Source organism: Streptomyces sp. AgN23, assembly GCF_001598115.1.
Lineage (GTDB): Bacteria > Actinomycetota > Actinomycetes > Streptomycetales > Streptomycetaceae > Streptomyces > Streptomyces antimycoticus.
The window spans coordinates 4,142,404-4,153,992 of record NZ_CP007153.1 but is presented as its reverse complement, the minus strand read 5'-3'; the positions used below and the strand labels follow the sequence as shown (position 1 = coordinate 4,153,992).

Annotated in this window: 9 protein-coding genes; 7 read left to right on the top strand and 2 right to left on the bottom strand. The window is 70.7% G+C overall.

Annotation, left to right across the window (positions count from 1 at the left end; translation table 11 throughout):
- Nucleotides 1-90 precede the first annotated feature (90 nt).
- From AS97_RS17745 to AS97_RS48585, 4 genes are all read left to right on the top strand, one after another.
- Nucleotides 91-555 (top strand): hypothetical protein, encoded by a 465-nt coding sequence (locus tag AS97_RS17745; RefSeq protein ID WP_185929812.1) that lies wholly within the window; start codon nt 91-93, stop codon nt 553-555.
- Between the two features lie 84 nt (nt 556-639).
- Nucleotides 640-2,754 carry an FUSC family protein gene (locus AS97_RS17740; RefSeq protein ID WP_059142145.1) on the top strand — a complete coding sequence of 705 codons (2,115 nt, stop codon included), beginning with the start codon at nt 640-642 and terminating at the stop codon, nt 2,752-2,754.
- Nucleotides 2,755-2,893: 139 nt separating this feature from the next.
- Nucleotides 2,894-3,655, top strand: coding sequence for an alpha/beta fold hydrolase (locus AS97_RS17735; protein ID WP_125757582.1), 762 nt, complete (start codon nt 2,894-2,896; stop codon nt 3,653-3,655).
- A 103-nt stretch (nt 3,656-3,758) separates the two neighbouring features.
- The gene (locus tag AS97_RS48585; protein WP_059142147.1) at nt 3,759-6,569 is read left to right on the top strand and encodes a LuxR family transcriptional regulator; all 2,811 of its coding nucleotides are present in this window, start codon (nt 3,759-3,761) and stop codon (nt 6,567-6,569) included.
- Between the two features lie 65 nt (nt 6,570-6,634).
- Here AS97_RS48585 and AS97_RS17725 read toward each other — a convergent pair whose 3' ends face one another.
- Nucleotides 6,635-7,285: a response regulator transcription factor gene (locus tag AS97_RS17725; protein WP_125757586.1), complete on the bottom strand. Its 651-nt coding sequence runs from the start codon at nt 7,283-7,285 to the stop codon at nt 6,635-6,637.
- Nucleotides 7,278-8,522, bottom strand: a complete 1,245-nt coding sequence (locus tag AS97_RS17720) for a sensor histidine kinase (protein WP_079059126.1) — start codon at nt 8,520-8,522, stop codon at nt 7,278-7,280. Before AS97_RS17720 ends, AS97_RS17725 begins: the two co-directional genes overlap by 8 nt.
- A gap of 191 nt (nt 8,523-8,713) precedes the next feature.
- Between AS97_RS17720 and AS97_RS17715 the strand changes: the two genes are divergently transcribed.
- From AS97_RS17715 to AS97_RS17705, 3 genes are all read left to right on the top strand, one after another.
- Nucleotides 8,714-9,259 (top strand): hypothetical protein, encoded by a 546-nt coding sequence (locus tag AS97_RS17715; protein ID WP_236669726.1) that lies wholly within the window; start codon nt 8,714-8,716, stop codon nt 9,257-9,259.
- A gap of 76 nt (nt 9,260-9,335) precedes the next feature.
- Nucleotides 9,336-9,836: a PH domain-containing protein gene (locus tag AS97_RS17710; protein WP_059142150.1), complete on the top strand. Its 501-nt coding sequence runs from the start codon at nt 9,336-9,338 to the stop codon at nt 9,834-9,836.
- Nucleotides 9,833-11,377, top strand: coding sequence for a PH domain-containing protein (locus tag AS97_RS17705; protein WP_210565256.1), 1,545 nt, complete (start codon nt 9,833-9,835; stop codon nt 11,375-11,377). Before AS97_RS17710 ends, AS97_RS17705 begins: the two co-directional genes overlap by 4 nt.
- Nucleotides 11,378-11,589: the final 212 nt, after the last annotated feature.

Here is an 11,589-nt window from a genome sequence, read left to right as displayed (position 1 = left end):
AACCATTCGCGGGGCTGAAGGGTCTACTTGGGTGCTCGCCCGCATAAGGGGCGACTCATCAACGCAAGACCATATACAGGGGGATTTGTCATGTCTGTTGTGATGCGCTCACTTCGTTCCCGTGCCGCGGTGGCCGGCGGCTGTGTGGCCGCGCTCGGCCTCGGATTCGCGCTGGCCGCCGGGTCGCCCGCCTCGGCAGCCGCGCAGACCGACCCGAACGGCCGCTACACCGCCGAGGAGATCCACCACTTCCTGGAGGGCTTCTACGGAAACCACGGCCCGCGCGCCTGGGAGCGGGAGCACCTGGTCTCGGACCAGCTCAAGGAGCAGGCCGCCCAGACGCCCGACTACGACCTGCTGCTGTGCGCGCAGAACGAGCCGAGGGACATCGAGGTCGGCGAGGTGACCACGGCCCAGTCCGCGCGGGTCGGCTGGGCGACCATCACCACCCACTGGGGCCAGGCGCCGACGACCCGCACCTTCACCGCCTATGTGGACCTCGACGGCAGCCGACCGCTCCAGCTCCTCCAGGTGGACTGCGAGCCCGGGGACTGATCCCCGCCGAGGGTCGGACCCGGGCGGAATCCAGAGCGGAACGGTTGGTTCAGTTCTCCCGGGGCCACCCCGTAGTCTCGCCGCATGACCTGGTCGCACGCGTTGAAGGAGACCGCCCGGACCGGCCTTGCGATCGAGCGCACCAGGATGGAGCCGCTGGTCGCGCTCCGCGGTGCGTGCGGGGTCGCGATCGTCATCGGGATGGCGCTGTGGCTCGGCTCGCCGACGCTCGCCGTCTCGGCGGCCTTCGGCGCCTTCTCCGCCGGGGTCGCCACCTTCCAGCGCAGTTGGCGCCCCCGCCCCTGGCTGGCGCTGGCCGCCGCGGCCGGTCTCGCGGTGAGCACCTTCCTCGGCTATCTGGCCGCCACCCACACCCTCACCTTCGTCCTCATGCTCGCCGTATGGACGCTGATGACGGGCATGTCGTGGGCGGTCGGCCCGGTCTCCGGGCTGGTCTCCACCCAGATGGTGGCCGTCATGCTGATCACGGTCACCCTGCCGACCTCGACCCTGGGCGCCCTGGGGCACGCCCTGCTGGTCGGGCTCGGCGGCGTGGTGCAGGCCACGCTGATCGTGCTCTTTCCGGTCCGCCCGTGGGGTGTGCAGCGCGACGCCCTCGCGGACGCGCTCGCCGCCGTAGCCGACTACGCCCGCAAGCTGCGCTACGAGCCGATGGCGCACTTCGACCCCAAGCCGCTGATGGAGGCCCGCAGCGCCGCCGCCCTGACTCCGCGTCAGGCCCGGCGGCGCCCTAGGCAGCTGCGCGGTTACCGGCTGCTGGCCGAGCGGATCCGCCCGGTGCTCGCCTCGCTCGCCGACCCGGTGGTCGGCGCCCCCGAGGAGGGGCCCGAGCGCGACCGGGTGCGGGAACTGCTGGCCGCCACGGGCACCGTGCTGGACGCGGTGGCCCACGCCATCCGCCACGGCAGGCCGGTGCGGGTGCCCTCCGAGGCCATGTCCGTCCTGCGGGTGCCGGAGGACGGGCCGAAGCTGAACGGCGCCGCCCGCCGTGCCGCGCTGCGGCTCCTCTCGCTGGTGGCGGACGTGGTGGAGGCGTCCGATGAGCCGGTGGAGGAGGTGTCCGCCGAAGGCCGCACGGTCCACCGCTTCCTGCCCCGGCCCGGTATGACCGGCGCCGTGGCCATGGCGCTGCGCGCCATCCGCCGCGAGGCCCGCTGGTCCTCGCCGGTGCTGCGCCACGCGGTGCGCCTGTGCGCGGTCAGCGTCAGCGGCTATCTGCTGAGCACGGCCCTGCCGCTGGGGCACGCCTACTGGGCGCCGTTGACCTCCACCATGGTGCTGCGGCCGGACTTCGCCCAGACGTACTCCCGCGGTGTCGCCCGGTTCCTGGGCACCCTGGCGGGTGTGCTGGTCGGCGGCGGTGTGGTGGCACTGGTCGACCCCGGCTCCTATCTGAGCGCCGGGCTGGCCGTGGTGTGCGTCCTGGCGATGTACCTGCTGATGCGCACCGGTTTCATCGTGACCTCCGCGTGTGTGAGCGCGTATGTGGTCTTCCTGCTCAGCATCGCGGGCGCGGCCTGGGGCCAGACCGTGCAGGCGCGGGTGGCGCTGACCCTGCTCGGCGGGGTGCTGGCGATGGTGGCGTACGCGGTCTTCCCCGCCTGGGAGACACCGCGGCTGCGGGACCGGCTCGCGGACTGGCTGACCGCCAACGGCGCCTTCGCCACCGCCATTTTCGACGCCTACGCCCGCCCCGCCGACCGCCGCCCCCGCCAGGTGCGGGATGCCCTGCTGGACGCCCGCGCGGCGCGGTCGGCCTGGGAACAGAGCGAGGCACAGGCGCACCGGGAACCGGTGCGCCACCGTGGGCTGTCGCAGCGGGCGGCGCGGGCGGCACAGACGGCGCTGTCCACGATGGCACGGGTGGTCATGCTGCTGGAGGCGCATGTGCCGGAGCGCGACGCGGCGCCGTCCGAGGCGGCCGGGGACTTCGCCGAGGCGCTGCGGCAGGCGCTGCCGCCGGCGGCCGAGGCGGTACGGCAGCGGCGGCCGCCGGACTGGGAGGCGGTGCACCAGTCGCTGACGCGGTGGCAGCAGCGGGCCGGGGACCGCCCGGGGGTGGCGCTGCGCGACGCCGAGCAACTCGTCCTCGCCCTGGACGATCTGACGGAGGCGCTCACGAGGAGTGGTCGACAGTCACGCACGCCCCGGGGCCCCAGTCAAGGAGAATCCCCCTAGACTAGGGGTGCCCCCTACATCAATGGGCGTGTTAATCATGAAGGGGCAGTGCTGCGCCGAGGTGCCCTGGACGCACGCCCGGTAGGCTCTGCCGTCTGCCCGCACGGATTGCCTGACGAGTGAAAGAACTTCCCTACGCATGGGTGCACAGCGAGACGACAGCGTCTGGATACGACGATTCCATCCGGCGCCCGAGAGTCGCGCCCGTCTGATCTGTCTGCCGCACGCCGGTGGTTCGGCGTCGTTCTTCTTCCCGATGTCCCAAACGCTTTCGTCGTCCGCGGATGTCCTGTGCGTGCAGTATCCGGGGCGTCAGGACCGGCGGCAGGACCCGCTGATCGAGAACATCGGTGAGTACGCGGACGCCATCGCCGCGGAGTTGAAGCCGTGGCTCGATCTCCCGGTCGTCTTCTTCGGGCACAGCATGGGCGCCGTTCTCGCGTTCGAGGTGACCCGTCGGCTGGAGGAGGCCGACGCGGAGTTCTCCGCGCTCGCCCTCTTCGCCTCGGGCCGCCGGGCGCCGTCCCGTTACCGCGATGAGAATGTGCACCGGCGCGATGACGACGGTGTCGTACGCGAGATGAAGCTGCTGAGCGGCACCGATTCGCGCGTCCTCGGAAATGAGGAGATTCTGCGCATGGCGATGCCGGCGATCCGCGGTGACTACAAGGCGATCGAGACCTACCGTTCCGCGCCCGGCGCCGCCGTCCGCTCGCCGATCACCGTGCTGACCGGCGACAACGACCCCAGGACCAGCCTCGAAGAGGCTCAGGCATGGCGGTCGCACACCACCGGCCCGTTCGACATCCGGGTGTTCCCCGGGGGGCACTTCTTCTTGGCCGGGCATCAAGGGCCGATTATGAGTCTCGTCGCGGAGAAGCTTTCGGGGCTGAGACCCTGACCCGGGCGCTTCAGCAACCTGGCCGACGCACTGGAAAATACCACTCGTCACGCTTGTTGCCCCCGGCGGTCCGTTGGGGGTATCAGGTGGCGTTCATCGGGGGATGAATTCTTTGCCTGCGAACCTCTTCGAATGGGAGAACCACCTCTCCGCCCTGCGTGAAATGCTGCGCGGCGCGACACAGGGCAGAGGTCGGCTGGCTCTGGTCAGCGGTGCGGTGGCCAGTGGGAAGACCACGCTGCTGAACACCTTTGCCGAACAAGCCATCGAAAGTGGCGCGTTGCTCCTGGAAGCGACCGGTTCAAGAGCCGAGAGAGATCTCCCGTTCGGGATTATCCGGAAGATTTTCGACAACGGCGCGATGCCCTCCGGTGTGCGATCCGAAGTGATCGCACTGCTTGACGGAAACGGGCTGGAAAGCACCGCCGCGGGACGCATGCACGTGATGTCCCAGATTTCCTCGGTACTGCTGCGGATGGTCGACGATCGCACTCTTGTCGTCCTCGTCGACGATGTGCACTGCGGCGACGATCAGTCCCTGCAATTCCTGCTCCACCTGGCCCGCCGGGTGCGTCAGGCGAAGGTTCTCATCGTCCTCACCGAATCCCCCCGACTTCGTCAGGAACAATTCACCTTCCACGCCGAACTGCTCCGCCAGCCCAACTGCGTCCGCATGCGGCTGCACATGCTCACCGAGTCGGGCGTCGCCGAGGCGCTGTCCGGCTCCCTGTCCGCCACCGTCGCCGCCCGCCTCGCCCCCGAGTGCCATCGTGTCTCCGGCGGCAACCCGATGCTGCTGCGTGCCCTGCTGGAGGACTGGCGGACCGTCGGTGAGCACGGCGAGGCCCAGCAGCGCCCCGCGCCCGGTGAGGCGTTCGCCCACGCCGTCCTCGGCTGTCTGCACCGCGGCGAGCCCGAGGTGCTGGAGGTCGCCCGCGGGGTCGCCGTCCTCGGCGACGCCCGCTCGCCGCGGCTGCTCGGCCAACTCCTCGACCTGAGCGTCAGCACGGTCCAGCAGGGCGTCCAGGACCTGCACCAGTGCGCCATCCTGGAACACAACGCCTTCCGCGACGAAGTGGCCCGGACCGCGGTGCTCGACGCGACCCCCGCGAACGCCCGTGACGCCCTGCACGTCCGCGCCGCCCGGCTGCTGCACGCCGACGGCGCCTCCGCCCTCGACGTCGCCCGCCAGCTGGTCTCCGCCCGGCAGGACGGCGAGCGCTGGACCGTCCCCGTCCTGCGCGAGGCCGCCGAATTCGCTCTGGTCGAAGAGGAGTTGGAGTTCGCGCTCCGCTGCCTCGAACAGGCCCACCACGCCTGCGGGTCCGGCCCCGAGCGCACCGCGCTCAAGGCCCGGCTGGTCAGCATCGCCTGGCGGATCGGCCCGGCCGCCGCCGAGAGCCATCTGCCGGAGCTCCTCGCGGACGCCGAGCGGGGCCGGCTCGCGCCGCGCGACGTCGCCCCGATCACCTCCTACCTCGTCTGGTCCGGGCGGCTGGACGCGGCGGCCGACGCCGTCGCCGCGCTGGCCCGCTCGGCCGGCACCGGCGACGACCCCGCGATGACCGCCGCCGTCTCCGCCTCCGCCCAGTGGCTGACGATGCTCAGCCCCCCGCTGCGCGACCGCCTCCCCACCGTCGGGACCGGCGTCACGGCGGCCACCGGAGCCCCCCGCGACCTGGCCTACCTGGCCTACGCCCACGCCGCCGCCACCATGTCCGCCGCGCTCACCGAGGGCCAGGCCGACCGGGCCGTCATCGAGGCCGAGCGGGTCCTGCAGCGCCACCACCTGAGCGACAGCACCCTCCAGCCGCTGGTCATCGCGCTGCTGGCGCTGGTCCTGGCCGGCCGGCTCGACCTCGCCCTGTCCTGGTGCGAGCGGCTGCTGGGCGAATGCTCCGCCCGCCGCGTCCCCACCTGGCAGGCGCTGCTGTCCGCCGTACGGGCCGAGATAGCGCTGCGCCAGGGCGATCTGCAGGTCGCCGCGCACCAGGCGCGCAGCGCGATGTCGCGGATCTCGGTCCAGGGCTGGGGCGTGGGCATCGGGCTGCTGCTGTCCACCCTGATCCAGGCCGAGACCGGGATGGGCCACTACGACGAGGCCATGGCGCTGCTCGAACAGCCCCTGCCCGACGAGCTCTTCCAGACCCTCCCCGGGCTGCTCTACCTGCGGGCCAGGGGCCGCTGCCATCTGGCCACCGGCCGCTACCACGCCGCGCTCGGCGACTTCACGGCCGCCGGTGAGCTGATGGAGGCATGGCGGATGGACATGCCCCTGCTGACCCCCTGGCGGGTGGACGCCGCCGAGACCTGGCTGGCCCTCGGCGACCCCAAGCGCGCCCGCGCGCTGGCCGAGGAGCAGCTACGGCTGGGCCCGGAGGACCCCCGGCTGCGCGGCGCCCTGCTGGTCGTCCTGGCCCGCACCGACGAGCTCAAGCGCCGGGTGCCCCGCCTCAAGGAGGCCGTCGAGATCCTGGAGGGCGGCGACGACCGCATCCAGCTGGCCATCGCCCTCGGTGAACTCGGCCGCGCCTACCGCTCGCTGGGCGACTTCAACCGGGGCCGGGTGTTCGTCCGCAAGGCGTGGCACGTGGCCAAGACCTGCGGCGCCGATCCGCTGTGCCGTGAACTGATGCCCCGCCACGCGGACGCCGGTGAGCTCGCGGCGGCCGCCGCCCAGCCGGGCCAGGGCGCCGAGCAGCAGCGCGACGTGGAGGCGCTGACCGAGGCGGAGGTGCGGATCGCGGTGCTGGCCGCGCACGGCAACACCAACCGGGAGATCGCCTCCAAGCTGTTCGTCACCGTCAGCACCGTGGAGCAGCACCTGACCCGCATCTACCGCAAGCTGAACGTCAAGCGCCGCCGTGACCTGCCCGCGAAGCTCTCGGACAGCAGCCTGACGGGGACGGTGTAGGGCGGGCAGGCCGCGGTCGTGAACCACGGCCGACGGGCCGGCCGCGGTCGTGAACCACGGCCGCGCTAGCTCAACAACCCGTGCTCCAGGGCCTTCATCACCGCGGCCGTGCGGTCGGAGACGCCGAGCTTCCGATACGAGCGCAGCAGATGCGTCTTGACCGTGGCCTCGCTGACGAACAGCTCGGCGCCGATCTCGGCGTTGGTCAGCCCCCGGCCGACCAGCCGCAGCACCTCGCGCTCACGGCCGGAGAGCGGGGACGGCTCGACCGTCCGGGAGCGGAAGAGCTTGCCCGCCAGGGACGGGGTGAGCACCGTCTCGCCACGTGCCGCGGTCTGCACCGCGTCGATCAGCTCCTGACGTGAACTGCCCTTCAGCAGATAGCCCGCGGCGCCCGCCTCCACCGCGCGCAGGATGTCGGAGTCGTCCTCGTACGTGGTCACGATGACCACCTTGCAGCCCGGCACCTGCCGCAGGATCTGCCCGGTGGCCTCGACCCCGTCCATCCCGCCCATGCGCAGATCCAGCAGGGTGATGTCCGGCCGCAGCGCGACCGCCTGGACCACCGCCTCCTCACCGGAACCGGCCTGCCCGACCACCGTGATCCCCTCGGCCGACTCCAGCATGGCGCTCAGCCCCTCCCGCACCACGGGATGGTCGTCGGCCAGCAAGACCCTGATGGGGCCGCTCGGATTGCCCGGCACACGCTCAGCCACTTACTGCCTCCCCGGTCAGCGCCGTCACCGGCACGCTCACCTCCACGGTGGTGCCCCGTCCGGGGCTGCTGGTGACGGACGCCACCCCGTCGATCTCCTCCACCCGGGCCTGCATCCCGCGCAGCCCGTAGCCTTCCTGGGTGCCGTCCGGGGTGAAACCCTCGCCGTCGTCACGGACCACCAGCCGGACGCCGCCCTGGTCGAAGAGCACGATCACATCCACCGTACGGGCCTGTTTGGCGTGTTTGCGCACATTGGCGATGGCCTCCTGCACCGTGCGCAGCAGCACCACGCTCACCGCCATCGGGAGCGACTTCTCCTCGCCCATCACCGAACACCGCACCTCCAGGCCGGTCTCGGCGATCAGCCCCTCGGCCTGTCGGTGCACCGCCTGGGAGAGCGAACCGCCGCGCAGCGCGGGCGGGGTGAGTGCGGCGACGAAGTCACGGGCCTCGGCGAGCGACTCCTTGGCCACCCGCCCGGCCAGCGACAGATGGTTCACCGCCTGGTCCGGGGCGTCGCGCACCTCCGACTCGGCCGCCTGCACCAGGCTGATGATGCTGGTCAGGCCCTGCGCCAGGGTGTCGTGGATCTCCCGGGCCAGCCGCTCGCGTTCGGCCGAGATGCCGGCCTCGTGGGAGAGCCGCGCCACCCGCTCCCGGCTGCGCCGCAACTCCTCGATGAGCTGCCCGCGCCCCTTGCTCTGCCGCACCACCCGCTTGATCCACAGCCCCAGCAGCATCGACAGCGCGATGCTCAGCAGCGAGATGGGCAGGACACCCAGGACGCTCAGCCCCAGGTCCTCACCGATGAACGCCACCACCAGCACGGGGCAGAGGTTGGCCACCGTGGCCAGCACCACCGCCGAGACCATCGGCAGGCTCATGATCAGCATCGGGATGACGGCGAACAGCGCGAACGCGCCGACGAGGTTGAACGCCGTGGTGATACAGAACAGCGTCACCAGACCCGCCGTGAACACCAGGTTCCGCGGGCCGTAGGTGTCCTCGATCATCAGCGTCCGGCCGACCGCCGCGTACCACGGCACGCACAGCGTCAGCGCGGCGATCGGGATGGAGTGACTGGCCTGGGAGCCACTGGAGAGGAAGAGCAGGATCGCGGTGACGAGATAGGAGACGGCGAAGAAGCCGTCCCACAGGCCGAACCAGCGGGTGCCGGACTCGGGACCGTAGTACGCCCCGGTCTGCGAGCCCTCCCCCGGAGAGTGATTGCGCACGGGCTCAGTACTACCACGCGTGTCCACCGTGTCCACCGGACGGTTGACAGCCGGAACCCACCGTTCAGTCGTCTCGCGGTGCCCGAACCGCTTCTAGCGTTGAGCCAGGTGGGACGGTAAGTCGTCACACCGCCTGCACATCACCCTTTTTGGCTTGGAGAACGTCCCGTATGCCACAGATGAGCCAGTTCATGTCCGCACTGATCGCCAGTGGCACGATCCTGATCATCATCCTGGCGACCGACATCGGCCGTCGCCGCATCACCACGATGCGGATGGTGCGCTCGGTCATCGCCGTGGCCATCGTCATCGCGATCTTCGTCGAGTCGTTCCCCACCAAGGGCAACGACCTCTCCCTGCAGCTCGTGGGTGTCGGCACCGGTGTCATCTGCGGTCTGATCGCCGGAGTGCTGCTGCCCGCCTACAAGGACGCCACGTCCGGTGACCTCTACACCATCGGTGGCATCGGCTACGCCCTGGTGTGGATCGTCCTCTCCAGCGGACGCATCCTCTTCGCCTACGGCGCCGAGCACTGGTTCACCATGGACCTGGTCAAGTTCTCCATCGACTACAAGATCAGCGGTCAGGACACCTACGCCAACGCCTTCGTGTTCATGTCGCTGGCCATGGTGCTGACCCGTACCGCCGTGCTGCTGGCCAAGATGCGCAAGCTGAAGGGCCAGGACGCCGCGAGCGCTCAGCTGCCGCAGCAGACCACCACCGGTGCGTCGGTCTGAACCGCCTGGTTTCATAGTCCACCAACCCCGCCGGGCCCGCCCCGGCACCCGTCAGACGCAAGAGCAGGGTGAAGCAGTGGAACGCCATGACAACCTGAGGCTCCGACCGCCTCGGCACCGGGTCGACCGCCGTGCGATCGGCTGGTGGACCGTGCAGTCCGCGGTCTTCGCCCTGCCTCTGCCGCTCGTCTTCGGGATCCTGTGGGCCTCCATCCCCCCCACACGTGAGTTCTTCATGTGGGCCACGCTGATCTCGCTGGTCCCCGGGCTGCTCTACATGGCCGTCATGCCGGCCTGGCGCTACCGGGTCCACCGCTGGGAGGCCACCAACGAGGCGGTCTACGCGGCCTCCGGCTGGCTCTGGCAGCAGTGGCGGGTCGTTCCGCTCTCCCGGGTCCAGACCGTGGACACCCTGCGCGGCCCGATCCAGCAGATGTTCGGGCTCTCCGGCGTCACCGTGACCACCGCCTCCGCCGCGGGCGCGGTGAAGATCAAGGGCATCGACCAGAAGATGGCGTCGGACCTGGTCGAGTACCTGGCCAAGTCCACCCAGGCCGTCCCGGGAGACGCCACATGACGTCGGACACCACCGTGCGGTCGCCCTCCCACGCGGCCGGCCAGGACTGGGGGCGGCTCAACAGCCGTCTGCTCCTGGTCAACCTGTCCATCCTGGCCGCACCGGTGGCCATGTTCCTGGCCAGCCTCGCGGTCACCGGCGGCGACACCAACCTCCAGGTCATCATCACCCTCGGCTCGCTGTTCGTGACCTTCCTGGTCATCAGCGGCATCGGGCTGATGCGCCTGTTCACCACCCGTTACCGGCTCACCGAGGACCGCTTCGAGCTCCACACCGGTCTGCTCTTCCGCAGCGAGCGCTCGGTCCCGATCGGCCGCATCCGCGGTGTCGACCTCACCGCCAACCCGGTCCACCGGATCTTCGGCCTCACCACGCTGCGGATCGACAGCGGGGACCAGAGCGACGCCGCCGCGCGCAGGCTCGCCCTCGACGGCATCACCAAGGCCGAGGCCCTGGAGCTGCGCGGCCGGATCATCGCCCTGCGCGACGCCGGCCGGGCCCGGCCGGTGGACAGCGACGGTGTGCTCAGCCGGCTGGACTGGTCCTGGCTGCGCTACGGCCCGCTGACCCTCTGGGGCGTGGGCGGCGTCTTCATCGCCGCGGCCAGTGCCTACCGCACCCTGAGCGAGCTCCAGGTCAACCCGCTCGACCTCGGCATCATCAAGGACCTCGAGAACCGGTTTGGCACCATTCCGCTCTGGTACGGAGCCCTGCTGGCCGCCGTCCTCATCGTCGTCCTCGGCATGATCGGCTCCACCGCCACCTTCATCGAGAACTGGGCGGGCTACGAACTGCGCCGCGAGGACGGCGGAATCCTCCGCATCCGCCGCGGACTGCTGGCCACCCGCTCCGTGAGCATCGAGGAACGCCATCTGCGCGGCCTCGAACTCGTCGAGCCCATCCCGCTGCGCTGGGCCAAGGGCGCCAAGCTCAACGCCGTCGCCAGCGGTCTGGGCAACCAGGAGGACAACCGCAGGCGCCGGGCCCTGACCCCGCCCACTCCGCGCGGCGAGGCCCTGCGGGTCGCCGCCGAGGCGCTGCCGACCGGCCCCGGTCTGATCGAGCGCAAGGGTCTGCTCCCGCACCCCAGGGAGGCCCTGCGGCGCCGGATCAACCGCGCCCTCATCTGGTCGGTCCTGATCGCGGCCGTCCCGGTGGGCCTGGGCCTGTGGCTCGGCTCCTGGCTCGTCATCACCGGCGTGATCACCGGTGTGGTGCTGGTGCCGGTCCTGGTGGCGTTCGCCTTCAACGCTTACCACAGCCTCGGCCACCTCCTGCGCGGTCGCTTCCTGGTGATGTGCTCCGGGGCGTTCGCCCGCCGCACCGTCGCCCATCAGCGTGAGGCGATCATCGGCTGGAAGTTCTCCCGGACTCCGTTCCAGCGCCGGGTCGGGCTGATCACCCTCGGCGCCACCACCGCCGCCGGTGAAGGCGTCTACCACGTGTACGACCTGACCGAAGGCCAGGGAATCGCCCTCGCGGAGACCGCGGTACCCGGGCTGCTCGCTCCGTTCATCGAGAGAGCCCCCGACCGCGGCTGACACCACCCCAAGACCAACTGGCGATCCCCCGAGAGGTGGAGGGGCGGACCGAAAGGCCGCCCCTCCACCTCTGAACCCCTCCGCCTCCGAAAAACTGAATACTGGGCGCATTATTTGCTCGAGATCCTTGTCGTCACCGGAATTCTCATGCACTCTGGTGAATTAAGCGTGGCCATTGCGCGATGCCCCGCGGATACGGGACCCCAAAGGGA

Excerpts from the sequence above, each read along its gene's own strand:
- AS97_RS17745 (WP_185929812.1), top strand. The coding sequence starts at position 91 with ATGTCTGTTGTGATGCGCTCACTTCGTTCCCGTGCCGCGGTGGCCGGC.
- AS97_RS17740 (WP_059142145.1), top strand. The coding sequence starts at position 640 with ATGACCTGGTCGCACGCGTTGAAGGAGACCGCCCGGACCGGCCTTGCG.
- AS97_RS17735 (WP_125757582.1), top strand. The coding sequence starts at position 2,894 with ATGGGTGCACAGCGAGACGACAGCGTCTGGATACGACGATTCCATCCG.
- AS97_RS48585 (WP_059142147.1), top strand. The coding sequence starts at position 3,759 with ATGAATTCTTTGCCTGCGAACCTCTTCGAATGGGAGAACCACCTCTCC.
- AS97_RS17715 (WP_236669726.1), top strand. The coding sequence starts at position 8,714 with ATGTCCGCACTGATCGCCAGTGGCACGATCCTGATCATCATCCTGGCG.
- AS97_RS17705 (WP_210565256.1), top strand. The coding sequence starts at position 9,833 with ATGACGTCGGACACCACCGTGCGGTCGCCCTCCCACGCGGCCGGCCAG.